This is a genomic window from Blastococcus saxobsidens (assembly GCF_010682065.1).
Classification (GTDB): Bacteria; Actinomycetota; Actinomycetes; order Mycobacteriales; family Geodermatophilaceae; genus Blastococcus; species Blastococcus saxobsidens_B.
In genome coordinates this window covers 49,238-75,845 of sequence record NZ_JAAGWG010000025.1, presented here as the reverse complement: position 1 = coordinate 75,845, position 26,608 = coordinate 49,238, and the positions used below count along the sequence as shown (strand labels likewise).

Sequence of the window (26,608 nt, the reverse complement as noted above, 5' to 3'; positions counted from 1 at the left end):
GCAGCGCAGAGCGGGAGGTCGTACGTGCCCGCTCGCGGCTTCCCCGGTCCCGGGCTGCCCCGGCGGGTGGCGACCCTCTCGGTGCACACCAGCCCCCTGGACCAGCCCGGCGCCGGCGACGCGGGTGGCATGAACGTCTACATCGTCGAGACCTCCCGCCGCCTGGCCGAGCGCGGCATCGCCGTCGACGTCTTCACCCGTGCCACCTCCAGCGACCTGCCGCCCGTGGTCGAGATGAGCCCCGGCGTCACCGTCCGGCACGTCAGCGCCGGCCCCTTCGAGGGCCTGGGCAAGGAGGAGCTCCCCGCCCAGCTCTGTGCCTTCACCGCCGCGGTGCTGCGCGAGGAGGCCCAGCACGAGCCGGGGTTCTACGACGTCGTCCACTCCCACTACTGGCTCTCCGGTCAGGTCGGGTACCTCGCCCGCGACCGGTGGAGCGTGCCGCTGGTGCACACCGCGCACACCCTGGCCAAGGTCAAGAACGAGGCGCTGGCCGCCGGGGACCGCCCCGAGCCCCGCTCCCGCGTGATCGGCGAGGAGCAGGTCGTCGCCGAGGCCGACCGGCTGATCGCCAACACCGACGAGGAGGCCCGCCAGCTGGTGCGCCTCTACGGAGCCGACCCGTCCCGCACGCTGGTCGTCCCGCCCGGCGTCGACCTGGACCGGTTCACCCCCGGCAGCCGGACGGCGGCCCGGCGGGCGGCCGGGATCCCCGACGACGCCGTCGTGCTGCTCTTCGTCGGCCGCATCCAGCCGCTCAAGGCGCCCGACGTCCTGCTCGGGACCGCCGCCCGGATGCTCGCCGACGACCCCGCGCTCCGCGACCGCCTGCAGGTGCACGTCGTCGGCGCGCCCAGCGGCACCGGCCTGGACGCCCCGCGGCAGCTGGAGCAGCTCGCCGCGGAGCTCGGCATCGGCGACGTCGTCCGGTTCCACCCGCCGCAGCCGCCGGAGCGGCTGGCCGACTTCTACCGCGCGGCCGACGTCACGGTCGTGCCCAGCCACAACGAGTCCTTCGGCCTGGTGGCGCTGGAGTCGCAGGCCTGCGGCACCCCGGTCGTGGCCGCGGCCGTGGGCGGTCTGCCGACGGCGGTCCGCCACGACGTCTCCGGGGTGCTCGTCCCCGGTCACGACCCGGCCGACTACGCCGTCGCGGTGCGCGCGGTGCTCTCCCGCCGGGAGCTGCTCGCGGCCGGCGCGCGCCGGCACGCCGGCCGCTTCTCCTGGGACCGCACCGTGGACGCGCTGGTGGACGGCTACGCCGCCGCGGCCCGTGACATGGCCGCCACCCCGGTCCGGACCGCCCGGCGGGGCGGTGCGCTGCGCGCGCTGCCCGGGATCTCGGTGGCCCGATGAGCACCGTCGACGAGCTCGACGCCGTCATCGACCAGACGCTGCGCGACAGCGAGCTGGTGCACGAGCACCCCCGGCCGGGCACCTGGCTGGTCGACCTGCCCGGAACCAAGAAGCTCAAGACCGTCTGCGGGCTGATCGTGGGGGAGCACTCGCTGCGGGTGGAGGCGTTCGTCTGCCGCCAGCCCGACGAGAACCGCGAGCAGCTGTGGACCTACCTGCTGCAGCACAACGCGCGCATGTACGGCGTGAGCTACTCGATCGACTCCGTGGGCGACGTCTACCTGACCGGCCGGCTGCCGCACGCCGCCGTCACCCCCGAGGAGCTCGACCGCCTCCTCGGCGCGGTGCTCAGCTACGCCGACGACCACTTCAACACGATGCTGGAGATCGGCTTCGGCACCTCCATCCGCCGCGAGTGGGACTGGCGGGTCAAGCGCGGCGAGTCGCTGCGCAACCTGGAGGCCTTCGCGGCGTTCGCCGACCCCGCCCGACGGCGGGACGACGACCCGACCCCCGGGGCGTGACGGCGACGGAGAAGTCGCAGCCGGGCGTGGTGCCGCCCGGCATCGAGCAGAGCCCCGGCTACGCCCGCCGCTGGTGGGTCCTGGCCACCATGACGGTCTGCCTGCTCGTGGTGATCATGGGGAACACGATCCTCAACGTCGCCATCCCCACCCTCCAGCGGGAGCTCGGCGCCACCCAGGGCGAGCTCCAGTGGGCCGTGGACGCCTACATCCTGGTGTTCGCCGGCCTGCTGTTCTCCTGGGGCGTCATCGGCGACCGGATCGGCCGCCGCCGCGTGCTCCTCATCGGGCTGGCCATCTTCGCGCTCGGGTCGGTGCTGGCCGCCTTCAGCGACAGCCCGCTGGAGCTGATCGCCTGGCGTGCGGTCATGGGCGCCGGTGGGGCCGCGGTCCAGCCCACCACCCTCGCCGTCATCACCAACGTCTTCCCGCCGCGCGAGCGCGGACGGGCCATCGGCGTCTGGGCCGGCACCGCGGGCATCGGCATCGCCGGCGGGCCGCTGGCCGGCGGGGCCGTCCTCGAGCACTTCTGGTGGGGCGCGGTCTTCCTCGTCGGCGTGCCCGTGGCAGTCCTCGGGCTGGTCGCCGTCGCCACCCTGGTCCCGGAGTCCCGCGACCCCAGCCCCGGCCGGCTCGACGTCCCGGGCGTGCTGCTGTCCATCGTCGCCCTGGCGGGCGTGGTCTACGGGATCATCCGCGGCGGCAGCGGCGCGGGCTGGACGACGCCGGGCGTCCTCGTGCCGCTGCTCGGCGGGCTGGCCCTGCTCGCGCTGTTCGTCTGGCTGCAGCGCCGCTCCGCCCACCCCGCGCTGGACGTCTCGCTGTTCGGCAACCCCGCCTTCTCCGCGGCCGCCGGCGCCCTCGGGCTGAACTTCTTCGCGTTGCTGGGCGCCACGTTCTACCTGGTCTTCTACCTGCAGGGCGTGCTCGGCTACAGCCCGCTGCAGAGCGGTGCCGCGCTGATCCCCGTGGCCCTCGGCATGGCGGTCATGGCGCCGCTGAGTTCCGGGCTGGCCGAGCGGTTCGGCGCCAAGGCGGTCTGCGCGACCGGGTTCGTGCTCATCGCACTGTCCTTCCTCGGCGTCCAGCTGCTCGGCCTGAGCACCCCGCTGTGGCTGCTGATCGCCGTCCTGGGCGTGCAGGGCGTCGGCATGGGCTCGGTCATGGCACCGGCCACCGAGTCGATCATGTCCGTCGTCCCCCGCGACAAGGCCGGGGCCGGCGCGGCCGTGAACAACTCCGTCCGCCAGGTCGGTGGGGCCCTCGGCGTCGCCATCCTCGGCTCGCTGCTGACGGCCTCCTACGCCGCGCACCTCGGCGGGGCGGCCGACCGGCTGCCGCCGGAGACCCGCGCGGAGGCCTCGCAGTCCGTCGTCGCCACTCTGGAGGCCGTCCGCCGGGTGCAGGCCGAGGGCGATCCCGAGGCCGCCGCGGCGGCCGGCGAGGTGGTCGGCCCGGCCCGCGAGGCCTTCGTGTCCGCGATGCACGTGACCGCCGTCGGCACCGCGGCAGCGTCGATCGTGGCCGCTGTCGTGGTGCTCGTCTGGCTGCCCGGCCGGCGTCGTGAGGTGTCTCCGGTCACGGAGTGACTCGATCGGGCAACGGAGAGTTGACGCCGGCTCCCGCGATCCCGATCCTTGCCGCGACGCAGGCGGGACTCCCCGCGGTGCCGCGGAAGGAGATCCCCACGTGCCCGACCACGCCTCCGGCGCTCAGCCGGGACGCCGGGACCCCTTCGCGCCGCTCCTGCAGAACCCGCTCGCCGCGCTGCTGCGCGAGCACAGCGATGCCGGCGAGGCCACGCACTCCGTCCCGACCGGAGGGGCGCCGCTGCCGGTCACCACGTACGCCGACGGCCGCGCCCGCATCAACCTGGGCACCGGCAACTACCTCGGCCTGGCCGGGGACCCGCGGGTGGTCGAGGCGGCGGGCGCGGCGCTGCGCCGATACGGCACGAGCGCCTCGGGCAGCCGCGTGCTCAACGGCACCACCGCGCTGCACCTGGAGCTGGAGGACGAGCTCGCCGACCACTACGGCACCGAGGCCGCGGTGCTCACCTCCTCCGGGGTGAACGCCAACCTCGCCCTGCTGTCCACCGTGTGCGGCCCGGACGACGTCCTGCTGGTCGACGCCCACGTGCACGCCAGCCTGCACGCGGCGGCCGCCGCCAGCCGCGGCGCCGTCGTGCGCTGGCGGCACAACGACCTCGACTCGCTCACCACCCGGCTGGAGCGGCTCGACGCCCGCGCCGGGGCGGTCGTCGTGGTGGACGGCGTGTACTCGATGACCGGGGAGCTCGCCCCGCTGGCAGGCATCGTGGCCCTCTGCGAGCGGTACTCGGTGCGGCTGGTCGTCGACGAGGCCCACGGTCTCGGTGTCCTCGGGGCCGGTGGTCGCGGCGCCGCCGAGCAGGCGGGCGTCCTGGGCCGGGTCGACGCGGTCACCGTCGCGCTGAGCAAGTCGCTGGCCAGCGTCGGCGGTGCGGTGATGACCTCCCGGGCGGCCGCCGACGGCATCCGGGCCGGCGCCATGCCCTACGTCTTCAGCGCGGCCAACGACCCCGCCTCCGTGGCAGCGGCCCTTGCCGCGCTGCGGATCCTGCGCGCCGAGCCGGAGCGGGTCGCCCGGCTGCAGCGCAACGGCGAGCTGCTCCGGACGGCGCTCGCGGAGGCCGGCGCGCAGCCGGTGCCCGGCCGCGGTGCGGTCATCGCGGTCCCGACCGGCAGCGAGGAGGTGACCGCGGCGGCGTGGCGGCGCTGCTTCGACGACGGGGTCTACACCAACGCGGTCGCCTATCCCGCCGTTCCGCGGGGCAAGGGGGTGCTGCGGCTGACCGTCATGGCCACCCACACCGAGGAGCAGCTGCGCGAGGCCGCCGAGGTGGTGGCCGCGGCCGTCCGCTGGGTGCGCGACGGCGAGCGGGAGCTGGCCCCGGCCTGACGGTCGGCGCTGCCCGCCGCACCCGCGTCGGGCAGGATGATCGCCGTGACGACCTCCCCGGGAACCCTGGTGCTGCTCCGCCACGGCGAGAGCGAGTGGAACAAGGCCAACCTCTTCACCGGCTGGGTGGACGTGCCGCTCACGGAGAAGGGGCGTGAGGAGGCCGCCCGCGGCGGCAGGCTGATGGCCGAGCACGGGCTGCTGCCCGACGTCTCGCACACCTCGCTGCTGCGACGGGCGATCATGACCGCCGAGCTCGCCTTGCACGAGGCCGACCGGCAGTGGATCCCGGTGCAGCGCACCTGGCGGCTCAACGAGCGGCACTACGGCGCGCTGCAGGGCAAGGACAAGGCCGCGACCCTCGCCGAGTACGGCGAGGAGCAGTTCATGACCTGGCGCCGGTCCTACGACACGCCTCCGCCGCCGATCGAGCCGGGCAGCGAGTTCTCCCAGGACGGCGACGCGCGCTACTCGTTCCTGCCGCCCGAGGCGCGCCCGGCGACGGAGTGCCTGGCCGACGTCGTCGTCCGGATGCTCCCGTACTGGTACGACGCCATCGTCCCGGACCTGCGCCAGGGCAGGACGGTCCTGGTGGCCGCCCACGGCAACAGCCTGCGCGCGCTGGTGAAGCACCTCGACGGCATGGGCGAGGACGAGGTGGTCGGGCTCAACATCCCGACCGGCGTCCCGCTGCGCTACGACCTCGACGCCGACCTGCGGCCCACCAAGCCCGGCGGCGAGTACCTCGACCCCGCGGCCGCCGCGGCAGCCATCGAGGCCGTCAAGAACCAGGGCAAGCGCTGACGAGCCGCCCCCGGAGGGGGCGGCGAGGAAGCGCTGCGGCTGTTGCACTGTCGTGCCGAGTGGGCCCCGGAGGGGTCCGCGCAGGCGCGACGACGGGGCTCAGCTAGGCCGGGGGACGGCTCCTGGCCGCGGTGTCGCCCGGAGGGCGACGATGTGATCGCGGTGTCGCCCGGAGGGCGACGATGTCATCGGCCCCGCTCGCCGGGGCGTCACGCGTCGGCGGCTGTGGGCTCCCACCGCTCGCCGGTCACCAGGTAGACGACCCGGCGGGCGACGCCGACGGCGTGGTCGCCGAACCGCTCGTAGTAGCGGCCCAGCAGCGTGATGTCGATGGCCGTCTCGACGCCGTGCGGCCACTTGTCCGACAGCAGCTCCCGGAACAGCTCGCGGTGGATGCGGTCCATCGCGTCGTCGTCGGTCTCCAGCTCGCGGGCGGCCTCGACGTCGCGGGTGGCGATCACGGTGCCGGCCTTGGCGACCAGCATCTCCGCGACGTGCCCGGCCTCGAGGAAGGCGGGACGGACCTCCTGCGGCACGGCGTGCTCGGGGAACCGCATCCGCGCCACCTTCGCGATGTGCTCGGCGAGGTCGCCCATCCGCTCGAGGTCGCTGGCGATCCGCGTCGCGGTGACGATCGAGCGCAGGTCGGTGGCGACCGGCTGCTGCCGCGCGAGCAGCGTGAAGCACCGCTGGTCGATGCTCTCCCGCTGGGCGTCCAGCTGCTCGTCGCCGGCGATGACGAGGTCGGCCAGCGCGACGTCGGCGTCCAGCAGGGCGGTCGTGGCGGTGCTCATCTGGGAACCGACCGTGTTGGCCATGGCGACCAGGCAGGTGCGGATGTCCTCGAGCTCCTCGACGTAGCTCTCGCGCATGTGTCGTCCTCTCCTCGTGATTCCTGGGCGACGCTAGGCCTCGCCCAGGGCCGGTCGGTCGCGGCCAGGTGAACGTCGGCCCACCCTGCGGTGAACTCTGACCCGTCCGAGCGGTGAACCTGTGCCGCACGGCTGGGAAATTGCCCGTACACGCCTAGCATCTGGGCCGTGAGTCCGCTGGTCGCCCTGGTGGTCGGCCTCATCCTCGGTGGGGTGGTGGTCGCCACCGTCATCATCCGCTCCCGCACCGAGCCGGGGCCCTCCGCCGACGTCTCGGGCCTCACACTGCCCGAGGCGGCGCTGGCGCGTCGTCTGGTCGACCTCATCGACCCGGCGATCGTCTTCGTGGGCACCGACGACACGGTGCTGCTGGCCAACCCCGCCGCCCGGGCGCTCGGCATCGTGCGCGGTGACCGGTTGATCGTCCCGGACCTGCTGGCCCTCGCCCGCGAGGTGCGGGCCGCCGGGAGCCGGCGCGGTGACATCCAGCTGCCCGGTGACCTGGTCGGCACCGGCCCGCGGCTCGTCGGGGTGCACGGCGTGCGCCTGGACAGCGGGACGGTGCAGCGGCCGGGGCCTGTCGCGCTCCTCCTGCAGGACGTGACGGAGGCCCGCCGGGTCGAGGCGGTGCGACGGGACTTCGTGGCCAACGTCGGGCACGAGCTCAAGACGCCCGTCGGCGCGCTGGCGCTGCTGGCCGAGGCGATCGAGGGCGCCGCGGACGACCCGGAGGCGGTGCAGCGGTTCGCCGGGCGGATCGCGCACGAGGCCGACCGGCTCGGCCGGCTGGTCCGGGAGCTGATCGACCTGTCCCGCCTGCAGGGTGGTGAGCCCCTGCCCGACCTGCTGCCGGTGGAGGTGGACCGCGTCCTGGCCGAGGCCGTGGACCGCACCCGCACCGCGGCCCGGGCCAAGCGGCTCGACATCGTCGTCGGCGGCCAGCCCGGCCTCCGGGTGCGCGGGGTGGAGAACCAGCTCGCCACCGCGGTCACCAACCTGCTGGCCAACGCGGTGGCCTACAGCTCGGGGGAGAGCCGGATCGCCGTCGCGGCCCGCGCCCGCTCCGGGTTCGCGGAGATCACCGTGACCGACAGCGGCATCGGCATCCCGCGGGCCGACCGGCAGCGCGTCTTCGAGCGCTTCTACCGCGTGGACCAGTCGCGGGCGAGCAGCACCGGTGGCACGGGCCTCGGGCTCGCCATCGTCAAGCACGTCGCCAGCAACCACGGCGGCTCGGTCACCGTCTGGAGCGAGGAGGGCCTGGGGTCGACGTTCACCCTGCGGATCCCGCTCGCCGGGCCGGCCGACCACCCGATGGCCGCACCGGCCGTCGTCCCCACCCCGCAGGCATTGGAGAACGAACGTTCATGACCCGTGTGCTGGTCGTCGAGGACGAGGAGTCCTTCTCCGACGCCCTCTCGTACATGCTGCGCCGGGAGGGCTTCGAGACCGTCGTCGCCGCCACCGGGCCCGATGCGCTGGCCGAGTTCGACCGCGGCGGAGCCGACATCGTGCTGCTGGACCTGATGCTGCCCGGTCTGCCGGGCACCGAGGTGTGCCGAGCGCTGCGCGCCCGGGGGAACGTGCCGATCATCATGCTGACCGCCAAGGACGGCGAGATCGACAAGGTCGTCGGCCTGGAGCTCGGCGCCGACGACTACGTCACCAAGCCGTACTCCGCCCGGGAGCTGGTCGCCCGGATCCGCGCGGTGCTGCGGCGGCGCGGCGAGGCGCCGGAGCCGGCCTCCGCCGACGGCGTGCTCACGGCCGGCCCGGTCCGGATGGACGTCGAGCGGCACGTGGTCGCCGTCGACGGGCAGCAGGTGGCACTCCCGCTCAAGGAGTTCGACCTGCTGGAGTTCCTCATGCGCAACGCCGGCCGGGTGCTCACCCGCGCCCAGCTCATCGACCGGGTGTGGGGCTCGGACTACGTGGGTGACACCAAGACCCTCGACGTCCACGTCAAGCGCCTGCGCGCCAAGCTGGAACCCGACCCCGCGAACCCGTCCTACCTGCTGACGGTGCGGGGTCTGGGCTACAAGCTCGAGGCCTGAGCCCGGCTCAGTCGTTCTTCAGCTCGTCGATCTTCTGCGAGGCCTCGGCCTTGGTCAGCTCGTCGGGCTCGACGTCCTCGTCGGTGTTGCGGGCGAGGGTCTCCAGGTAGCTCTTCTGCGCGCCGGTGGCCGGCTCGTCGCCGGTCACCCAGTCAGCCGGGTCCTTCTCCGCCGACGCGGCCGGCTGGGTGTTCTCGTTCGATTCGCTCATGTGTTCGAGCCTAGGCCGGGACCGAGTGCTCCGCACGGCGAGCGGCGACGTCGACCGACGCGGCCCGCGCCGCCCGGGTGGCGGTCCACCGGCGGCCGGTCCGGTAGACGTGGACGGTGCCGCAGGCGGGGCAGTCCACGTGCAGCGCGATGTGCGTCGGGTGGTTGGTGACCGATCGGATGCGCCGGTCGGCGACCAGCTCGTCGGTCCTGGTGACGGGGCAGGTGATCAGCAACATGGAGGGAGCCTGGCCCGGGTCCGAGCACGGGACGAGTGGCAGGACCGACCGCTATCGCAGGTTTTCTGCCATGATGCCCGCATGGCTCTCCCGGACCGCCCGCTCGTCGTCACCGTCGTCGTCGCCGACCAGCTGGTCGCCGCGTTCGGTCTCGGCGTCTGCAACGAGGTCTTCGGCTACGACCGCACCCGCATGGGGCTGCCGCGCTTCGACTTCGGGATCGCCGCCGAGCACCCCGGCGTGCTGCGCACCGACACCGGCATCGGCGTCCTGGTCGAGCACGGGCTGGAGCGGGTGGACCGGTCGGACATCCTGCTGATCACCGCCTGGGAGAAGTTCGACGAGGCGCCGTCCCCGGGGCTGCTCGACGCCGTCCGCCGGGCGCACGCCCGCGGCGCGCTCCTGGTCAGCCACTGCACGGGTGTCTTCGTGCTCGCCGCCGCGGGACTCCTGGACGGCATGCGGGTCACCACGCACTGGAAGTGGGCCGGCGAGCTCGCCTCCCGGTACCCCGAGCTGCAGGTGGACCCGTCGGTGCTCTACGTCGACAACGGGCAGATCGTCACCGGGGCCGGCACGGCGGCCGGCGTGGACGCCCTCCTGCACCTGGTGCGCCGCGAGTGGGGGGCGAACGCGGCGAACTCCCTCGCGCGGTGGATGGTCGTGCCGCCGCACCGGGACGGCGGGCAGGCGCAGTTCATCGACGCCCCCGTCGCCGCGTGCGAGGACGACCGGCTGGGGGCGGTCCTGGAGTGGGCGGGGCGCAACCTCGCCGACGACATCACGGTGGACGCCCTCGCCCGGCGGGCCCTGATGAGCCCGCGCAGCTTCGCCCGGCGGTTCAAGGCCACCACCGGCACGACGCCGCACGCCTGGCTGCTGGGCCAGCGCCTGGCCGCGGCCGAGGAGCTGCTGGAGAACAGCGACGCCTCGGTCGAGGAGGTCGCGCGGCTGGTGGGCTTCGGCACCGCGGCCGGGCTGCGGGAGCAGTTCACCCGCCGGCGCGGGGTCTCCCCGCGGGCCTACCGCCAGACCTTCCGCGCCGGGCGGACCGGCGGGACGTCAGCCGCCGGGGCGCCGGCGGTGCAGCTCGACGGGCACCGGCCGGGGGCTCGCGGGGTGGGGAGCGACCAGGCCCTGGTCGAGGCGGAGCTCGGTCAGCCGGCGTAGCTCGGCGTACGCGCCGTCGCCGAGCAGCGCGGTGAGCTCGGCGGCGTAGGTGTCGACCAGCGGCTCCGGGGCGACGTGCGCCGTCGGCGAGCCGGTGCACCACCAGTGCAGGTCGTGGCCGCCGGGCCCCCAGCCCCGCCGGTCGAACTCCCCGATGGTGGAGACGAGGACCCGGGTGCCGTCCGGCCGGTCGACGTGCTCCTGCTCCCGGCGGACCGGCAGCTGCCAGCACACGTCGGGCTTGGTCGTGAGCGGGTGCAGCCCGGTGCGCAGCGCCATCCGGTGCAGCGCGCAGCCGCTCCCACCGGGGAACCCCGGTCGGTTGAGGAAGACGCACGCCCCGTCGACCACCCGGGTGCGCAGCGACCGCACGTCGTCGGTCGTTCCGTCGGGTGACTCGTCGTCGGCGGTGTCCTCCTCGGTCCACGCGCCGCGGCCGGACGGAGCGAGCTGCCAGTCCCCGTCGGTGAGGTCGGCCACCGCCGCGGTGACCCGGTGCAGGTCGTCGGAGTCGGTGAAGAAGGCCCCGTGGCTGCAGCAGCCGTCGTCCGGCCGCCCCTCCACCACCCCGGCGCAGCCCCGGCCGAACACGCAGGTCCACGCCGAGGCCAGCCACGTCAGGTCTGCCCGCACCAGGTGCTCGGGGTCGGCCGGGTCGGGGAATTCCACCCACTCCCGCGAGAAGTCGAGGGGGACCTCCGGGGGCGGGGCGTCGGGCACGCGCCCCAGGGTAGGAGAAGGACCCCCGCCTCCATTCGCTCGCACGCTCGCGGTGGGGCCGCCCTGCACGGAGCCGTCGGGCAGACTGGCGGCATGCGACTCGGGGTGCTGGACGTCGGCTCGAACACCGTGCACCTCCTGGTGGTGGACGCCCACCGCGGCGCGCACCCCACACCGATGTACGACGACAAGTCGGTGCTGCGGCTGGCCGAGCACGTCGGGCCGGACGACGTGTTGTCCAAGGCGGGGGAGAAGGCGCTCCTGCACGCCGTCCAGGACGCCTGCGACCAGGCCGAGGAGCAGGGCTGCGACGAGTTCATGGCGCTGGTGACCTCCGCTATCCGCGAGGCGGCCAACGGGCTGGAGGTCCTGGAGCGCGTGCGCGAGCGCACCGGCGTCCAGCTCGAGGTGCTGACCGGCGAGGACGAGGCGCGGCTGACCTTCCTGGCCGTCCGCCGCTGGTTCGGCTGGAGCGCCGGGCGGCTGATGGTCCTCGACATCGGTGGGGGCTCCCTGGAGCTGGCCGCCGGCATCGACGAGGACCCGGAGGTGGCCCTCTCGCTGCCGCTCGGGGCCGGTCGGATGACCCGCCGCTTCCTCCCCGAGGCCCGGGACGGTGGCCGGCCGGACCTGGCCGCGCTGGACGCGCTCGCCGCCCACGCCGCCGACCTGCTCGCGCCGGCCGCCGAGAAGATCACCGCCGTCGGTCCGCCCGACCTGGTCGTGGCCACGAGCAAGACCTTCCGCACCCTCGCGCGCCTCGCCGGCGCGGCGCCGTCGTCGGCCGGGCTGCGGGCCCCCCGGGAGCTGACGGCCATCGGGCTGGGGCAGCTGGTCGGCTTCGTGTCCCGCATCGAGTCCGCCGCGCTGGCCGAGCTGCCCGGCGTGTCGGCCGACCGCGCGCACCAGGTTCCCGCTGGAGCGGTTGTCGCTGCCGCAACTCTGCGTGCGCTCGACGTACCGTGCGTGCGGATCTGTCCGTGGGCGCTGCGTGAAGGTGTCATCCTGCGCAGGCTGGACTCGATGGGAGGGGCGTGATGGCCGAACCGGACTGGAACCCGGACACGGGAGGACGGTCGCTCGCCGAGATCCTCCGCGAGGCCGACATCGAGTCCGCGGCCCGGCAGCAGGCCCGCCGCCGTCGTCTCGAGGACGACGACGACACCGGCATCCGCCAGCGGCGGGCCGACGACGCGGCCGCCGATCGCGCCGGATTCGGCCGGCGGCGCAGCGACCTGCTCGCCGAGTCGGCCCCGCCCGCCGCCCGTCCCGCCCGACCGGTGCAGCGTGCGGCGGCCGGCCCGGCCGCCCCGGCCGCCCGCGTCCCGGCCGCCCCGGCCGCCCGCGTCCCGGCCGGCCCGTCCACCGCCGCCATCCCCGGTCTGCGCCCGGACCGCAAGCCGGGCGTTCCGCAGCCCTCGGCGCCCGTTCCGCCGCTGCGCCGGGCGGCCGAGGCCGCCGGGGCCCAGCGGTCGACGCCGCGCACCGGCGCGCGCGGCGAGGACCGCGCCGACCCCCGGGCCGATGCCCGCGGTGACACCCGGAGCGATCCCCGGGGAGCCACCCGTAGCGGCTCCCGTGCCTCCCGTGGCCCCTCGTCCACCGGCCCGATCCCGGTGGTCCGCGCGGACGGCCTCGCCGACGCCGACCTCGACGGCACGCCGAAGGAGAGCGCGCTGGCCTGGCTGCGCTTCGGTGGCGAGCTGCTGATCGCCCTCGCCGCCGGCGTGGGCATCTACTTCGCGGCGACCGTCCTCTGGGAGATCGTCCCGCAGCTCGCGGTCTTCCTCGCCCCGCTCGCCGTCACCGGGCTGGTCGCAGGGGTCAACCTGTGGCGCCAGCGCCAGGGGTCCGAGCCGGTCGGCGCCCGGCTGCTCGCCGTCCTGGTGTTCGCCGGCACGCTGCTGACCATCGCGCCGGCGGCCTCGCTCCTCGGCAGCGCCTGAGCGCCGACCGGAGACCGCCGGCGGTGGCCGGCCCTCAGGCGTCCACCGTCTCCTCGTCGGGCGACGTGGCGAACACGTCGACGATCGCCGCCCCGAACGCGTCGAGGTCGTCGGGCTTGCGGCTGGTGACCAGCGCGCCGTCGACCACGACCTCCTCGTCCACCCAGGTGGCGCCGGCGTTGGTGAGGTCGGTGCGCAGCGAGGGCCAGGACGTCATGCGCCGGCCGCGGACGACTCCGGCCTCGATGAGCACCCACGGGGCGTGGCAGATCGCGGCCACGGGCTTGCCCGCGTCGAAGAACGCCTTCACGAAGGCCACCGCGTCGGCGTCGGCGCGCACGAAGTCGCCGTTGATGACCCCGCCCGGCAGGACCAGGGCGGCGTAGTCGTCCGGGTCGGCCGACCCCAGGTCGACGTCGACAGTGCGGCGCTCACCCTTCTCGATGTGCTCGTAGGCGGTGATCGTGCCCGTGCCGAAGGAGACCAGCTCCGGCTCGGCGCCCGCCTCCTCCAGCGTCTGCCACGGCCGGTCCAGCTCGACCTGCTCCACTCCGTCGGTGGCCAGCACGGCCACCCTCATCCCGTCCAGTTCTCCAGCCATGCGGGCGGCGCTACCCGGCCCCCGGACCGGGCACACCCCGGCGCACTACGGTTTCGGGCGTGTCCGTCGGTCTGCGTCCCCGCCGCCTCCTGGCGCGGATCGCCCGTCCCGGTCCGGCCCCGGAGGACGCCGTCCGCGCCGCCGGTGACCTCGTGGCCGGGGGCTGCGCGGTGGGCCTCGAGGTGCGGGGGAGCGATCCGGCGGGCGTCCTCGCCGAGCTCGCCGGCCGGCTGGACGCCGCCGGGCTCGCCGCCTCCTGCGAGGTCACGGTGCGGGCCGACCGGTTCGTGGACCCCGGCCCGCTGCACTCCGCCCCCGCCCTGGCCCTGGCCCTCGACGGGCCGCCCACCGACGTGGACCGGATCGCCGCGGCGCTGCCGGCGGCCCGCGTCGTCGTCCATGCCGCCGGACCGGAGGCCGTGCAGCGCTGCCGAGCCTTCGCCGGGCGCCGGGTGCGGCTGGTCGCCGGCCGTGGCGTGGCCACCGGGCTGTCGTTCGTGCGCTGCCTCAACGTCCTGATGGCCGGCGCGGGGGAGCCCGCCGTCGCCACCACCGATCCTCGACTGATCGCCGTCACCGGAGAGCGGGCCGCCTGGAACGGGCGTCCGCCGCAGAGCTGGGAGCACGTCATGCCCTGGGGACACCCCACCGAGGAGCAGCACCGGCTGCTCGCCGCCGGCCACACCGTCCGCGTCCTGGTGCCCGTCGCGGAGGCGTGGTCGTGACCGCGACCGGCCGGCGCGGGCTGGCGATCATCGGCGGCGGCAAGATCGGCGAGGCCCTGCTGTCGGGGCTGGTCCGCCGCGCTGGTGCCGACGGCATCCTGGTCGTCGAGCGCAGCCCCGAGCGGTCCGCGGAGCTGACGCGGCGCTACGGGGTGCCGGCCGTGGAGCTCGCCGACGCCGCCGCCCGTGCCCGCGTGCTCCTGCTGGCGGTGAAGCCGCAGGACATCGGCACGCTGCTGGGCCTGCTGGACGGGCACGTGGACGACGGCCACCTGGTCGTCTCCGTCGCCGCCGGCGTGCCCACGAAGCGGATCGAGGAGGCGCTGCCCGCGGGGGTGCCGGTGGTCCGCGTCATGCCGAACACGCCCGCCCTGGTCGACGAGGGGATGAGCGTGCTGTCCGCCGGGGCGCACGCCGGCGAGGCGCACCTCGACGAGGCGGAGGCGCTGCTGGCCGCCGTCGGCCGGGTGCGGCGGGTGCCGGAGTCGCAGCAGGACGCCGTCACCGCGTTGTCGGGCAGCGGTCCCGCCTACTTCTTCTACCTCGTCGAGGCGATGGTGGACGCCGGCATCCTGCTCGGCCTGCCGCGATCGCTGGCCGCCGACCTGATCGTGCAGACGGCGCTGGGCGCGGCGGTGATGATGCGCGACTCCGGGGAGCACCCGGTGCAGCTGCGGGAGGCCGTCACCAGCCCCGGCGGGACGACGATCGCGGCGATCCGCGAGCTGGAGCGGCACGGCGTGCGGGCGGCGCTGATCGCGGCCATCGAGGCGGCGCACGCCCGGTCGGTCGAGCTCGGTGTCGACAAGTCCTGACGTCGACCTGTCGAGGAGTCGACCGGACGGCCGGTGAGCAGCCGAACACAGTAAGGCATATCGACCCGTTCTGGTCGGACGCTGCGTGATCGGATGTTCACGTCGCCGTCGGACGCGCCGCAACGCATGTGAACGGTGTTGCATAGGTGTAGTTCTGCCTAGGACGGACCGGTCCGCCTGTTCGTTTCTTCCATCGCATCAGTCACGCCTGTCCCCTTACGCTCAGTACCAGCGCATGCGTGTTCAGTTGCCGGTGGGGAAGCCGGCGCCACGACATGAGCTAGCTACCGGAGACGAAGCCATGACCATGCCCCAGCGCCACGCTGCCGCCACCGTCGTTCGCCCGGGGATGCCCATCCCGCGTCCGATGGGTCGCCCGATGCCTGCTTCCGCTGTCGCCCGCCCCGTGCCGGCCGCCCACCCGGCCGCCATGCCCCTGGGTCGCCCGGCCGTCCCGGCCCCCCGCGCCGCCGTCACCTTCCTGACCGTCGCCGAGGTCGCCTCGATGATGCGGGTCTCCAAGATGACCGTGTACCGCCTCGTCCACGCCGGTGACCTCTCCGCGGTCCGCGTCGGCCGTTCGTTCCGCGTCCCGGAGCGCGCCGTGCAGGACTACCTGCGCGACGCCTACACCGACATCGCCTGACGAAGGACTGTGCTGCCCCCCACCCCTCGCAGGCTCGGGGACGGGTCCCTGCAGCACAGCCGCTCCGGTACGTCGCCTCCGGTCGAGTCGCCCGCGGCAACGGCGCCGCGGGGCGACTCGGGTACGCTCGGTCGCCGAGCGACACCGGGACGGATCCCGCTGTCGCGCGCGAGCTGATCTGTTTCGTCACGACGTCGGGAGCACCACGTGGGTTCGGTCATCAAGAAGCGGCGCAAGCGGATGGCGAAGAAGAAGCACCGCAAGCTGCTGAAGAAGACGCGCGTTCAGCGTCGTAACAAGAAGTGAGCTGACGCTCGTGCCGCCCGCGGTCGTCCTCGTCACCGGTGTGAGCCGGTGGTTGGGTGGCGCGCTGGCGGCCGAGCTCGCAGCCGACCCGGCCATCGAGCGGGTCATCGGCGTGGACACGGTCCCGCCGTCACCGGCGATGCTCCGCCGTCTCGGGCGCACCGAGTTCGTGCGGGCCGACATCCGGAACCCGCTGATCGGCAAGGTCATCGCCGCGGCGTCGGTCGACACCGTCGTGCACATGAACATCAGCTCCACGCCCGCCGGCTCCGGGGGGCGGGCGCCGATGAAGGAACTCAACGTCATCGGCACCATGCAGTTGCTGGCCGCCTGCCAGCGGGCGCCGTCGGTGCGCCGGCTCGTGCTGAAGTCCACCAGCGCCGTCTACGGGGCCTCCTCCCGCGACCCCGCCGTCTTCACCGAGAACATGCAGGCGCGGCAGGTCCCCTCCGGCGGCTTCGCCAAGGACAGCGTCGACATCGAGGGCTACGTGCGCTCGTTCGCGCGGCGCCGTCCCGACGTCGACATCGCCGTCCTGCGCTTCACCAACTTCATCGGGCCCCGGATCGACTCGCTGCTCACCGGGTTCCTGCGCATGCCGCTGGTCCCGACCGCGCTCGGCTACGACGCGCGCGTCCAGCTGCTGCACGAGGACGACGCCCTCGGGGTGCTGACCCGCGCCACGACCGGGGACTTCACCGGCACGGTGAACGTCGGCGGCGAGGGAACCCTCCTGCTGTCGCAGGTCATCCGCCGCCTGGGCCACCTCGAGCTGCCGCTGCCGTACCCGGCGCTCGGTTCGGTGGGCCGGCTCTCGCGCCGCTTCGGGTTCGTCGACTACTCCCCGGAGCAGATGCGCTTCCTCAACTTCGGCCGCGTCGTGGACACCGCCCGGCTGCGCAGCGAGTTCGGCTTCACCCCCCGGTACACGACCGCCGCGGCGCTCGCCGACTACGCGCGCACGGTCGCGCCGGTGGTCGACCCCTCGACGGTGCGGTCGGTGACCGGTGGCCTGCGATCCCTGGTCGGCGCGGTGGGGGACGCGGCCGGCGCGGTGGAGCGGCGGCTCCGACCGGTCCCACCACCCCCCGGACTGAGGGCGGTTCGCGATGCCTGAGGCACGAGTGATCCAGCTGCGGCCGGACGACGACGAGCCCTTCGTCCCGGTGCCCAGCCCACCCGGGTGGGAGGAGCAGCTCGCCGGTGGGCTGCAGTTCCTGGAACGCCGGCTCACCGGCGAGTACGACACCGACGAGTTCGGCTTCGACCCCGACCTCGCCGACCACGTGCTGCTGCCGGTGCTGCGGCCCTTCTTCCAGAAGTGGTTCCGGGTGGAGACCTTCGGCCTGGAGAACGTGCCCGCCGACAGCGGCGCGCTGGTCGTGGCGAACCACTCGGGCACGCTGCCCATCGACGCGCTCATGACGACGGTGGCGCTGCACGACGAGCACCCGGCCTCCCGGCGGTTCCGGCTGCTCGGCGCCGACCTGGTCTTCGAGATCCCGGTGGTCGGTGCCATGGCCCGCAAGCTGGGCGCCACCCTGGCCTGCAACGAGGACGCCGAGCGGCTGCTCACCGAGGGGGAGCTCGTCGGGGTCTTCCCCGAAGGGTTCAAGGGGATCGGCAAGCCCTTCCGCGAGCGCTACACCCTGCAGCGGTTCGGCCGGGGAGGGTTCGTCTCGGCGGCGCTGCGCACCGGCGCGCCGATCATCCCGTGCGCGATCGTCGGTGCCGAGGAGATCTACCCGATGATCGGGAACGCCAAGGCGGCGGCCCGGCTGCTCGGCGTGCCCTACTTCCCGGTGACCCCCACGTTCCCGCTGCTCGGACCGCTGGGACTGGTGCCGCTGCCGTCCAAGTGGCTGATCGCCTTCGGTGAGCCGATCGAGACCGCGTCCTACGGGCCGGCCGCGGCGGAGGACCCGATGCTGGTGTTCAACCTGACCGACCAGGTGCGGGAGACCATCCAGCACTCGCTGTACCAGCTGCTGCTCCGCCGGAAGTCCGTCTTCGGCTGATCGGGGCACCCTGGGCCCCTGGGGGTCGGTCGACGGCCCGGAGACGGCGAGGGTTGACCCGGTCCACCGTCTCCTGGGCCGTGCCACGGCGCGGTCCAACCGACGACGGTGCGGGTCGAGTCCGTCCTCCGCGCACGGCCCGGGTGTGCCGGACCCCGACATGCTGCGGCTCGTCGAGGGAGCCAGCAGCTCGCCTCACCAGGGGAGCTTGTTCCTCCGGCGCAGCGCCAGTGCCCCGCCGACCAGCCCGCCGGACAGCGCGGCGGCAGCCACGGTGGGGACGCCGATCTTGGCGGCCTTGCGGCCGGTGCGGAAGTCGCGGATGGTCCACCCGCGCGCCTTGGCGGCGGCCCGCAGCTCCGTGTCCGGGTTGACCGCGACGGCCGTGCCGCACAGCGAGAGCATGGGCAGGTCGTTGGCCGAGTCGCTGTAGGCGGTGCACCGGGACAGGTCCAGCCCCTCCCGCTCGGCCAGGGCCAGCACGGCCTCGGCCTTCGCCGGCCCGTGCATCATCTCCCCGACCAGCCGGCCGGTGTACCGGCCGTCCACGACCTCGGCCACGGTGCCCAGGGCGCCGGTCAGACCCAGGCGCTGGGCGATGATCGACGCCAGCTCCACCGGCGTGGCGGTCACCAGCCACACCCGCTGGCCCGCGTCGAGGTGCTTCTGCGCGAGCACGCGGGTGCCCGACCAGATCCGGTCGGCCATGAGCTCGTCGTAGATCTCCTCGCCGGCCTGGCTGATCTCGGAGACCTCGCGCCCGGCCACGAAGGCCAGCGCGTTCTCCCGGATGGTGTGCATGTCGTCGGCGCTCTCGTTGCCGGCGATCCGGAACTTGGCCTGCTGCCAGATGAAGCGGTACAGGTCGCGGCTGGAGAAGTACTTCCGCGCCGCCAGCCCACGGGCGAACCAGAACAGCGAGGCGCCCATCATCATCGTGTTGTCCACGTCGAAGAACGCGGCCCCGGTGAGGTCGGGCTGGACCACGGGCGGGGCGGCGACCTCGGCGGCGGCGGCTGAGGCGGCTCCGGCGACGTGTGCGCGGGTGGTCTCGTCCGCCTCCACGACGGGGCGACCGACCCGGCGCCCGCGGACCGACAGTCGCGGCACAGCGACCTCCCTGCACTCGAGCCAGCTCATGGCGTCCGGCACCGGCGTCTGCGACCCTAGCCGGTGGTCGCGGGCCGGCTCAGGTGGTGGTCAGCAGTTCCCGATGGTGGCCAGCGGCGGCAGGCAGATGCGGATCGGCCCCTCCAGCGGGACGTCCAGCACCGGCGGCGTGGCGGGCCGGGTCGGCACCGTGCCGGTGGTGCCGGGGATCGGCAGCGGGGACGGCGTCGGCAGGAGGCCGCCGACCGAGGGCGGCTTCGGGGTGCCGGGATTGCCGGTCGGGACCGGGGCCGGCGGGACCGCGCCCGGGCCGGTGCCGGTGCCGGGGACCGCCGCGGGCGGCGCGGGCGGCGCGGGCGTCGGGGTGGCGGCGACGTCGGACGGGGTGCCCGGAGCCGGGGCGCCCGGGGTCTGGCCCTGGCCGGGGGCCGGCGCCTGCGGAGCCGGGGGAGCGGGCTCGGTGAGGCAGAGGCCCGGCACGGGACCGAGGGCGTCCGTCCCGACGGTGGCCGGGCCGGACGCGCAGTCCAGGGCGAGCGAGAGGCCCGCGGTCCGGGTGGTGAGCGCCTCGAGCAGGTCGGTGGACTCCAGGTACGCCGGCTCGGCCGGAGCGGGCAGCCGGCTCCGGAGCGACGCCAGCGCGGAGGACTGCCGGCCCGACCAGTCGGCGAGGTCGCCGAGGGTGGCGGTGTCCCGGTCGGCGACGGCCCGGGCGGTGAGCAGCGCCGCGCCCTCGACGGTGTGCTGGTCCATGGTCTGCAGGGTCTGGCGTACCAGCTCGGCGTCGCCGGCCACGCTGCGCAGCTCGTCGAGCCGCGTGCTGGCCAGCTCGAGCAGGGTCTGCCCGCGGCTGTCCCCGGCGAGGGCGAGCTGGGTCTGCTCGGTGCCGCGCTTGAGGTCGTAGAGCGGGTCGCCCGGCTGCGCGCCGGCGGCCACGGCGATCAGTGCGGCCAGGCCGGTCACGCCGACGGCGGCGCCGGCCAGGCCGGCGGTGAGCCGGCCCCGCCAGCGGGACGGCGGTCGGTCGTCGGCGCGGGCGGCCAGCAGCCGTGCGGCGAGCGAGCGGGGGGCCGGCTCCGGCGTGCGGACGGCGGCCATGGCGACCAGCCGGGCGCGGGCGCGGGCGCGGTACTGGGGGTCCGGCTCGTCGTCGAGCCGGGTGGCGAGGGCCTGCAGGCGCGCGACGACCGCAGTCTCGGGATCACGGACGCCGGTGGCGCCGGAGGGGAGTGCGCCGTCGTCGGAGCGGATCACGTGCGGCCTCCCGTCCTCGTGCCCGATCCGGTCCCGCCCCTGCCGGGGGACCGCTGCAGGAGGACCAACGACGCACCGGGCCCGGCGGTTACGCATCCGCCCGTGCGCCGGTGGCTCATCGCAGACCCTCGGGCAGCAGCCCCGCCAGCCGCCGGACCGCCCGGTGCTGGAGCGCCTTGATGGCGCCGTCCTTCTTGCCCATGATCTCGGCAGTCTCGGAGACGGAGAGGCCGTGCAGGAAGCGCAGCACGATGCACTCCTGTTGCTCGCTCCCCAGCTGTTGCACGCACGCCAGCAGTTGCTGGTTGGTGAGGTGCTGGAGGACCGCGTCCTCGGGTCCTTCGGTGACCCGGTCGGCGTCGCGCATGTCCGCCGTGCTGATCTCCAGCCGGAACCGGCTGCTCTTCACCTGGTCGCGGATGATGTTGCGGGCGATCGTCACCAGCCAGGCGCCCACGTCGCGGCCCTGGAAGGACAGCGAGTCGATCCGGCGCAGCGCCCGCACGAACGTCTCGCTGGTGACGTCCTCGGCCGTCGCCCGGTCGCCCACGCGGTGGTAGACGTACCGGTGGACGAGCGAGACGTAGTGGTCGTAGAGCCGCCCGAAGGCCTCGGCGTCCCCCGCCTGCGCCTGGCGGACCAGCTCCCAGACGTCGACGCCGTCGGTGGTGGTGGTCGCCTCCGCCGCGGCGAACTCCTCGGCGACGGCCAGCTCCTCGGCCACCTCGGCGGGCAGCTCCGCGGCGGCGCCGTCGGCGTTCTCCGCGTCGGCCGTCACCTCGTCGGCGGTCGGCTCGTTGGGAGGGAGAGCCTCGGCGCTCGTGCGCGGGAACGGCGTGGGACGGGCCCGGGGCGGAGCCGGGGGCCCCGTGGGCCGTCCGGCGTCGAGGGGATGGGGCATGCGGGCGATCGACCTCCTCGTCGGCCCGCTGTGCCTGGACCGGATCGTGCGCCACGCACGCCAGGACGGCGCGCGTGGGCTGCGGCGCTGGCCCCATGGTGACAACATCGCCCCAGCTCGTCCACGTCAGGCCCGGATTGTGCGTCGTACAGGCGTGCACCGGGTGACGCCGCACCGACGACAGGAGATCGCAGTGTCCGAGGCAGGCAGCTCGCTGGCCGCGCTGGTCCGCGCCGCGGCGCAGCGTGACCCCGACGCGCCGGCCGTGGTGGCCGGGGAGCGGCGGCTGACCTGGGCCGAGCTGGACGCGGCCGCCGACCGGGTGGCGGCCGGTTACGCCGGGCGCGGTCTGGAGGCCGGCGACCGGGTCGCGGTGCAGCTGCCCAACGGCCTGGACTGGCTGCGCGCGGTCGTGGGCGCCCTGCGTGCCGGGCTGGTCGTGGTGCCGGTGAACACCGCCTACACCGATCCCGAGCTCGAGCACGTGCTGACCGATTCGGCCGCGTCGCTGCTGGTGGCGCCGGGGGAGCGCGACTCGCTGGCCGGGGTGCCGGTCTGCCCGGGGCCGCCCGAGGCGGACGGCCCGGCCGCGGGCGTGGCCGACGACCCGGACGCGCTCGCCTTCCTCTGCTACACCAGCGGAACCACCGGCCGGCCGCGCGGCGCGATGCTCACCTCCGGTGCCCTGCGGGCCAACCAGGAGCAGTGCCTGGCGATGGACCGGCCACCGGTGCGGTCGGACGACCGCGTGCTGCTCGTGCTGCCGCTGTTCCACGTCTACGGCCTCAACGCCGGCTTCGGCCTGGTGGCCGCCACCGGCGCCTGCGCCGTCCTCCTGGAGAGCTTCGACCCCCGGACGTCGCTGGCCGTCATGGCCGAGGAGCACGTCACCGCCGTTCCCGGCGCCCCGCCGATGTACCAGGCCTGGCTGGCCGCGGCCGACGCCGCCGGGAGCGACGCGGAGCTGCGGCGCGGCTTCGCCGCCGTGCGGGTCGCCTCCGCCGGTGCCGCGCCGCTGCCCCGGGACGTGTGGGCGGCGATGCGCGACCGCGCCGCGGTGACCGTCTGGGAGGGCTACGGGCTCACCGAGGCCGCGCCCGTCGTCGCCAGCACGCTGGCCACCGGCCGGGCGAAGCCCGCCTGCATCGGCGGACCGGTGCCCGGGCTGGAGCTGGCGCTGCGCGACACCGCCTCGGTCGGCGCGAGCACCGTGGACGCACCCGAGGACGGCGACGGCGCCGACGACGACTCCTCCGACGGCGAGGGGCCGGGCGAGATCTGGGTGCGCGGCCCCAACCTGTTCGCCGGCTACTGGCCCGACGGCGCCGACGGGCCGGACGCCGACGGCTGGCTGGGCACCGGGGACCTCGCCTACCGGGACGCCGACGGCGACCTGCACCTGGTCGACCGTCGCAGCGACCTCATCCTGGTCAGCGGGTTCAACGTCTACCCCGCGGAGGTGGAGCGGGTGCTGGACCAGCACCCGGCCGTCGTGGAGAGCGCGGTGATCGGCGTGCCGGATGCACGTACCGGCGCCGCGGTCCGGGCGGTCGTGGTGGTCGCCCCCGGGGAGCAGCTCACCGTCGAGGACCTGCAGGCGCACGCGGGGCAGTCGCTGGCCCGCTACAAGGTGCCGACGTCGGTGCACTTCCTCGGCTCGCTGCCGCACTCGCTGACCGGCAAGGTCAGCCGGGCACGGCTGCGGGAGCTGGGCCTCACCGAGGCGCCGGACGGCGTCGCCCCGGCGGGTGCCGTGGCAGCGGGGAGTGCCGTCGGGGACGGCGCCGGTGGCTGAGCCGCGCCTGCAGCTGCTGGGCCGGGCCGGCTGCCACCTCTGCCTGACCGCGGCAGAGCAGCTCGTCCCGATCGCGGCCGAGGCCGGGCTGCAGGTCCACGACGTCGACGTCGACGCCGACCCGGAGCTGCAGGCCGAGTACGGCGACCGGGTGCCGGTCCTGCTCCTCGACGGCCGGGAGCACTCCTACTTCACCCTCGACGTGCCCCGGCTGCGACGGGACCTCGGGCTCTGAGGCCCCCTGCAGGGCCCCGCCGCGAGCGTGCGGGTGGTGGGGGGCAGGGGGTCGCGCTGCCCCGTCCGGGTGGCTCCTGACCTGCGGTTACGGTGGTCTCCACCACAGCCGGGGGGATCCGGCCTGGTCAGCGGCCCGTCGCCTGCTCGGCGACTTTGTTCCTGCGTTCACAAGCGGCTACCGTGGCCAGGGCGAGCGCATCCTGCCGCTCGCGTCCCGATGTCGCATTCCCGCCCCCGGCGCCCGCCGGGCCTCCCGGGTGCGACCGCTGTGGAGAGCCCGTGATCCAGCCACGGCCCCGGACCATCCCGGAGGCCACCGTCGCCCGTCTGGCCGTGTACCTCCGGGTGCTCACCGGCCTCGCCGACGGCGGCCGGACGACGGTCTCCTCCGGAGAGCTCGCCTCCGCCGCCGGCGTGAACCCCGCCGGCCTGCGCAAGGACCTCTCGCACCTGGGCTCCTGCGGCGTGCGCGGTGTCGGCTACGACGTCCGCGCCCTGCGGGAGCGGATCGCCCGGGTGCTCGGCGCCGAGCGGTCCCGGCCCTGCGTGCTCGTGGGCATCGGCAACCTGGGCACGGCGCTGGCCGACTACGCCGGGTTCGGCAGCCGCGGGTTCCACTTCGTGGGCCTCTTCGACGCCTCCCCGGCCCGGGTCGGGCACACCATCGGCGGCCTCACGGTGCAGCCGATGGAGGAGCTGGAGACGGCCGTGACCGCGACCGACGCCTCCATCGGGGTCATCGCGACCCCCGCCGACGTCGCCCAGCAGGTCTGCGACCGCTTGGTGGAGGCCGGGGTGCGCAGCATCCTGAACTTCGCGCCGGCGACCCTCACTGCGCCCGCGGGCGTCGACGTGCGCCCGGTCGACCTCTCCGTCGAGCTCCAGGTGCTGGCGTTCCTCGGTCAGCAGCGCGCCGTGCCCGCCGCGGAGGTGACGGCGTGAGCCTGCTCGCGGTGGGGGTCAGCCACCAGACCGCTCCGGTCGCGCTGCTCGAGCAGTTCGCTCTCGCGCCCGACGACCGGGTGAAGGCGCTGCACGAGCTGGTGGAGAGCGACCACGTCAGCGAGGCGCTGGTGCTGGCCACCTGCAACCGGATCGAGGTCTTCGCCGAGGTCGACCGCTTCCACGGCGGCGTCACCGACGTCGGCCGGGTGCTCGCCCGCCAGGCGGGCGCGACCGTCGAGGAGCTGTCCCCCTACGTCACCGTGCACTACGAGGACCAGGCCGTGGCCCACCTGTTCACGGTGGCCGCCGGCCTGGACTCCATGGTGATCGGGGAGACCCAGGTGCTCGGGCAGCTGCGGGCGGCCTACGCCCTGGCCCGCGAGGAGGGAACCGTCGGCCGCGCGTTGCACCCGGTGGCCCAGCGGGCGCTGCGGGTGGGCAAGCGGGTGCACTCCGAGACCGGCATCGACAAGGCCGGCGCCTCGCTGGTGTCGGTCGCCCTGGACCGCGCCGAGGCGCGCATCGGCAGCCTGGTCGGCCGTCCGGTGCTGGTCGTCGGCGCCGGGTCGATGGGTGCGCTGGCGGCCACCACGCTGGCCCGCCGCGGCGCCGACGTCGTCGTCAGCAGCCGGACCGAGGTCTCGGCGCAGCGGCTCGCCGAGACCGTCGGCGGCCGTCCCGCCCCGATGGACCGCATGCCGGAGGAGCTGGCCGCCGCCGACCTCCTGCTCACCTGCACCGGCGCCACCGGCCTCGTCGTCGGGACCGACGCGGTGTCCGCCGCGATGACCGGCCGCGGCAACCGACCGCTGGTCGTGGTGGACCTGGCCCTGCCCCGGGACGTCGACCCCGGTGTGGCCGCACTGCCCGGCGTGCACGTCGTCGACCTGGCGCTGCTGCAGGGCGAGCGGGCCGCCGCCGACGGCGTGGCCGCCACCAGCCCGGTCGCCGCCGACGACATCGACTCCGCCCGCGCCATGATCGAGGCCGAGACCGCCCTGCTGCGTGCCGAGCGCAGGGCCGCCGAGGTCGGCCCGACGGTGTCCGCCCTGCGCTCGCAGGCCGCCGAGGTGGTCGACGCCGAGCTGCTGCGACTGGCCGGCCGGCTCCCCGACCTCGACGCCCGGGCCCGCGGGGAGATCGCGCGCACCGTCCGCCGCGTCGTCGACAAGCTGCTGCACGAGCCCACCGTGCGGGTGAAGGAGCTGGCGGCGACGCCGAACGGCACCGACTACGCCGGTGCGCTCCGCGCCCTGTTCGGGCTCGGCATCGACGCCGACGTCACGCCGGGTGCCGGGCGCCTGGCCGACGCCGTGACCGTGGACCCGGACCGCCCGGGAGGGACGTCATGACCGCCGACGTGCAGACCACCGGACCGCAGACCACCGACGTCCAGGGCGCGACCGCGGCGACCGACGCCGGCGCGCCGCTCCGGCTGGGCACCCGCGCCAGCGAGCTGGCCCGCACCCAGTCGCGGACCGTGGCCGACGCGATCACCGCCGCCACCGGCGTGCCGGTCGAGCTCGTGCTGATCAGCACCGAGGGCGACCGCTCCTCGGTCGCCATCGCCCAGCTCGGCGGCACCGGCGTGTTCGTCGCCGCGATCCGCCGGGCGCTGCTCGCCGGCGAGGTCGACCTCGCGGTGCACAGCTACAAGGACCTGCCGACCGCACCCGAACCGGGGCTCATCCTCGCCGCGGTGCCGCCCCGGGAGGACCCGCGCGACGCCCTGGTGGCCCGCGACGGGCTCACCCTCGGCGAGCTCCCCGCCGGCTCGCGGATCGGGACCGGCGCCCCGCGCCGGGTCGCCCAGCTGCGTGCGCTCGGTCTCGGCCTGGAGATCGTGCCGATCCGCGGCAACGTGGACACCCGCCTCGGCCGGGTGGCCGGCGCCGCCGACGGGCCCGGCGACCTCGACGCCGTCGTCCTGGCCCGCGCCGGCCTGAGCCGGATCGGACGCACCGACCGGATCACCGAGACGCTGGACCCGCTGCAGGTGCTGCCCGCACCCGCGCAGGGGGCGCTGGCGGTCGAGTGCCGGACGAGCGACGCCCGCACCAGGGAGCTGCTCGGCCGGCTGGAGAACAGCACCGCCCGCGCCTGCGTCGTCGCCGAGCGGGCCACGCTCGCGGCGCTGGAGGCCGGCTGCAGCGCGCCGGTCGCCGCCTACGCCGAGGTGGCCGAGGGGGAGGACGGCCCCGAGCTGTTCCTCCGCGCCTCGGTGACCGCCCTGGACGGCAGCGACGGCGTCCGCGGCTCGGCCACCGGTCCGCTGGCCGATGCCGCCGCGCTGGGCCGCGCCCTGGCCGCCGAGCTGCTCGACCGCGGTGCGGCCGAGCTCATGGCGGCGAGCAGGTGACCGCGGCGTCGCGGCTGCCGCACCGCACCACCCCACAGACCCCCGTAACGGCCCGAACCCG

At 75.1% G+C, this 26,608-nt stretch carries 29 protein-coding genes; 21 read left to right on the top strand and 8 right to left on the bottom strand.

Features of this window, described 5'->3' with window-relative positions; all coding sequences use genetic code 11:
- Positions 1-24 precede the first annotated feature (24 nt).
- The 5 genes from mshA to GCU60_RS15545 all read left to right on the top strand — a co-directional run bounded on the left by mshA (position 25) and on the right by GCU60_RS15545 (position 5,624).
- Complete coding sequence (gene mshA / locus GCU60_RS15565) at positions 25-1,356, top strand: D-inositol-3-phosphate glycosyltransferase (RefSeq protein WP_345770629.1); 1,332 nt, start codon at positions 25-27, stop codon at positions 1,354-1,356.
- The gene (locus tag GCU60_RS15560; protein WP_163206843.1) at positions 1,353-1,880 is read left to right on the top strand and encodes a YbjN domain-containing protein; all 528 of its coding nucleotides are present in this window, start codon (positions 1,353-1,355) and stop codon (positions 1,878-1,880) included. Before mshA ends, GCU60_RS15560 begins: the two co-directional genes overlap by 4 nt.
- Positions 1,877-3,469 (top strand): DHA2 family efflux MFS transporter permease subunit, encoded by a 1,593-nt coding sequence (locus GCU60_RS15555; protein ID WP_163206841.1) that lies wholly within the window; start codon positions 1,877-1,879, stop codon positions 3,467-3,469. The genes GCU60_RS15560 and GCU60_RS15555 overlap by 4 nt, the downstream gene beginning before the upstream one ends.
- Before the next feature lie 100 nt (positions 3,470-3,569).
- A complete protein-coding gene (locus tag GCU60_RS15550) occupies positions 3,570-4,820 on the top strand; it encodes an aminotransferase class I/II-fold pyridoxal phosphate-dependent enzyme (RefSeq protein ID WP_163206839.1) in 1,251 nt (416 codons plus the stop codon).
- A 45-nt stretch (positions 4,821-4,865) separates the two neighbouring features.
- The gene (locus tag GCU60_RS15545; protein WP_163206837.1) at positions 4,866-5,624 is read left to right on the top strand and encodes a phosphoglyceromutase; all 759 of its coding nucleotides are present in this window, start codon (positions 4,866-4,868) and stop codon (positions 5,622-5,624) included.
- 209 nt (positions 5,625-5,833) lie between these two features.
- On the opposite strand, the gene phoU is transcribed toward GCU60_RS15545, so the two are convergent.
- Positions 5,834-6,496 (bottom strand): phosphate signaling complex protein PhoU, encoded by a 663-nt coding sequence (gene phoU, locus GCU60_RS15540; RefSeq protein ID WP_163206835.1) that lies wholly within the window; start codon positions 6,494-6,496, stop codon positions 5,834-5,836.
- A 168-nt stretch (positions 6,497-6,664) separates the two neighbouring features.
- Between phoU and GCU60_RS15535 the strand changes: the two genes are divergently transcribed.
- Both GCU60_RS15535 and GCU60_RS15530 read left to right on the top strand, forming a co-directional pair.
- Entirely contained in the window at positions 6,665-7,867 is a 1,203-nt protein-coding gene (locus tag GCU60_RS15535; protein ID WP_345770628.1) for a sensor histidine kinase, read from the top strand.
- Positions 7,864-8,550 (top strand): response regulator transcription factor, encoded by a 687-nt coding sequence (locus GCU60_RS15530; protein ID WP_163206833.1) that lies wholly within the window; start codon positions 7,864-7,866, stop codon positions 8,548-8,550. The genes GCU60_RS15535 and GCU60_RS15530 overlap by 4 nt, the downstream gene beginning before the upstream one ends.
- Before the next feature lie 7 nt (positions 8,551-8,557).
- On the opposite strand, the gene GCU60_RS15525 is transcribed toward GCU60_RS15530, so the two are convergent.
- Positions 8,558-8,761 (bottom strand): DUF3072 domain-containing protein, encoded by a 204-nt coding sequence (locus GCU60_RS15525; RefSeq protein WP_163206831.1) that lies wholly within the window; start codon positions 8,759-8,761, stop codon positions 8,558-8,560.
- 10 nt (positions 8,762-8,771) lie between these two features.
- A complete protein-coding gene (locus GCU60_RS15520; RefSeq protein ID WP_163206829.1) occupies positions 8,772-8,999 on the bottom strand; it encodes a hypothetical protein in 228 nt (75 codons plus the stop codon).
- An 81-nt stretch (positions 9,000-9,080) separates the two neighbouring features.
- On the opposite strand from GCU60_RS15520, the gene GCU60_RS15515 reads away from it, so the two are divergent.
- Positions 9,081-10,169: a helix-turn-helix domain-containing protein gene (locus GCU60_RS15515; RefSeq protein WP_163206826.1), complete on the top strand. Its 1,089-nt coding sequence runs from the start codon at positions 9,081-9,083 to the stop codon at positions 10,167-10,169.
- Here the strand turns inward: GCU60_RS15515 and GCU60_RS15510 are convergent.
- Entirely contained in the window at positions 10,062-10,889 is an 828-nt protein-coding gene (locus GCU60_RS15510; protein WP_163206824.1) for a hypothetical protein, read from the bottom strand. The genes GCU60_RS15515 and GCU60_RS15510 overlap by 108 nt on opposite strands.
- Before the next feature lie 93 nt (positions 10,890-10,982).
- Between GCU60_RS15510 and GCU60_RS15505 the strand changes: the two genes are divergently transcribed.
- Positions 10,983-11,927, top strand: a complete 945-nt coding sequence (locus GCU60_RS15505) for a hypothetical protein (RefSeq protein WP_163206822.1) — start codon at positions 10,983-10,985, stop codon at positions 11,925-11,927.
- On the top strand, positions 11,927-12,835 hold the full coding sequence (locus GCU60_RS15500; protein WP_163206820.1) for a hypothetical protein: 909 nt from the start codon (positions 11,927-11,929) through the stop codon (positions 12,833-12,835). Before GCU60_RS15505 ends, GCU60_RS15500 begins: the two co-directional genes overlap by 1 nt.
- A 34-nt stretch (positions 12,836-12,869) precedes the next feature.
- On the opposite strand, the gene GCU60_RS15495 is transcribed toward GCU60_RS15500, so the two are convergent.
- Complete coding sequence (locus GCU60_RS15495; protein WP_163206818.1) at positions 12,870-13,436, bottom strand: type 1 glutamine amidotransferase domain-containing protein; 567 nt, start codon at positions 13,434-13,436, stop codon at positions 12,870-12,872.
- Positions 13,437-13,495: 59 nt separating this feature from the next.
- Here GCU60_RS15495 and GCU60_RS15490 point away from each other — a divergent pair, with 59 nt between their 5' ends.
- From GCU60_RS15490 to GCU60_RS15465, 6 genes are all read left to right on the top strand, one after another.
- On the top strand, positions 13,496-14,161 hold the full coding sequence (locus GCU60_RS15490) for a hypothetical protein (RefSeq protein WP_163206815.1): 666 nt from the start codon (positions 13,496-13,498) through the stop codon (positions 14,159-14,161).
- Positions 14,158-14,976 (top strand): pyrroline-5-carboxylate reductase, encoded by an 819-nt coding sequence (proC, locus tag GCU60_RS15485; protein ID WP_163206814.1) that lies wholly within the window; start codon positions 14,158-14,160, stop codon positions 14,974-14,976. Before GCU60_RS15490 ends, proC begins: the two co-directional genes overlap by 4 nt.
- A 379-nt stretch (positions 14,977-15,355) precedes the next feature.
- The gene (locus tag GCU60_RS15480; protein ID WP_239521267.1) at positions 15,356-15,622 is read left to right on the top strand and encodes a helix-turn-helix domain-containing protein; all 267 of its coding nucleotides are present in this window, start codon (positions 15,356-15,358) and stop codon (positions 15,620-15,622) included.
- A 207-nt stretch (positions 15,623-15,829) separates the two neighbouring features.
- Positions 15,830-15,928 carry a 30S ribosomal protein bS22 gene (locus tag GCU60_RS15475; protein ID WP_012854759.1) on the top strand — a complete coding sequence of 33 codons (99 nt, stop codon included), beginning with the start codon at positions 15,830-15,832 and terminating at the stop codon, positions 15,926-15,928.
- A 10-nt stretch (positions 15,929-15,938) separates the two neighbouring features.
- Positions 15,939-17,045, top strand: a complete 1,107-nt coding sequence (locus GCU60_RS15470; RefSeq protein WP_163206812.1) for an NAD-dependent epimerase/dehydratase family protein — start codon at positions 15,939-15,941, stop codon at positions 17,043-17,045.
- Positions 17,038-17,946, top strand: a complete 909-nt coding sequence (locus GCU60_RS15465; RefSeq protein ID WP_163206810.1) for a lysophospholipid acyltransferase family protein — start codon at positions 17,038-17,040, stop codon at positions 17,944-17,946. The genes GCU60_RS15470 and GCU60_RS15465 overlap by 8 nt, the downstream gene beginning before the upstream one ends.
- Positions 17,947-18,141: 195 nt before the next feature.
- On the opposite strand, the gene GCU60_RS15460 is transcribed toward GCU60_RS15465, so the two are convergent.
- From GCU60_RS15460 to GCU60_RS15450, 3 genes are all read right to left on the bottom strand, one after another.
- Complete coding sequence (locus GCU60_RS15460) at positions 18,142-19,056, bottom strand: HAD family hydrolase (protein WP_345770627.1); 915 nt, start codon at positions 19,054-19,056, stop codon at positions 18,142-18,144.
- 90 nt (positions 19,057-19,146) lie between these two features.
- On the bottom strand, positions 19,147-20,310 hold the full coding sequence (locus GCU60_RS15455; RefSeq protein ID WP_163206808.1) for a DUF5667 domain-containing protein: 1,164 nt from the start codon (positions 20,308-20,310) through the stop codon (positions 19,147-19,149).
- A 115-nt stretch (positions 20,311-20,425) separates the two neighbouring features.
- The gene (locus GCU60_RS15450; protein WP_163206805.1) at positions 20,426-21,211 is read right to left on the bottom strand and encodes a sigma-70 family RNA polymerase sigma factor; all 786 of its coding nucleotides are present in this window, start codon (positions 21,209-21,211) and stop codon (positions 20,426-20,428) included.
- 193 nt (positions 21,212-21,404) lie between these two features.
- On the opposite strand from GCU60_RS15450, the gene GCU60_RS15445 reads away from it, so the two are divergent.
- The 5 genes from GCU60_RS15445 (at position 21,405) to hemC (ending at position 26,547) form a co-directional block, all read left to right on the top strand.
- The gene (locus tag GCU60_RS15445; RefSeq protein WP_163206803.1) at positions 21,405-23,006 is read left to right on the top strand and encodes an AMP-binding protein; all 1,602 of its coding nucleotides are present in this window, start codon (positions 21,405-21,407) and stop codon (positions 23,004-23,006) included.
- Positions 22,999-23,241, top strand: coding sequence for a glutaredoxin family protein (locus GCU60_RS15440; protein WP_163206801.1), 243 nt, complete (start codon positions 22,999-23,001; stop codon positions 23,239-23,241). Before GCU60_RS15445 ends, GCU60_RS15440 begins: the two co-directional genes overlap by 8 nt.
- Before the next feature lie 281 nt (positions 23,242-23,522).
- A complete protein-coding gene (locus GCU60_RS15435) occupies positions 23,523-24,185 on the top strand; it encodes a redox-sensing transcriptional repressor Rex (RefSeq protein ID WP_163206799.1) in 663 nt (220 codons plus the stop codon).
- Positions 24,182-25,540: a glutamyl-tRNA reductase gene (locus GCU60_RS15430; RefSeq protein ID WP_163206797.1), complete on the top strand. Its 1,359-nt coding sequence runs from the start codon at positions 24,182-24,184 to the stop codon at positions 25,538-25,540. Before GCU60_RS15435 ends, GCU60_RS15430 begins: the two co-directional genes overlap by 4 nt.
- Positions 25,537-26,547 (top strand): hydroxymethylbilane synthase, encoded by a 1,011-nt coding sequence (hemC, locus tag GCU60_RS15425; protein ID WP_163206795.1) that lies wholly within the window; start codon positions 25,537-25,539, stop codon positions 26,545-26,547. Before GCU60_RS15430 ends, hemC begins: the two co-directional genes overlap by 4 nt.
- Positions 26,548-26,608 lie beyond the last annotated feature (61 nt).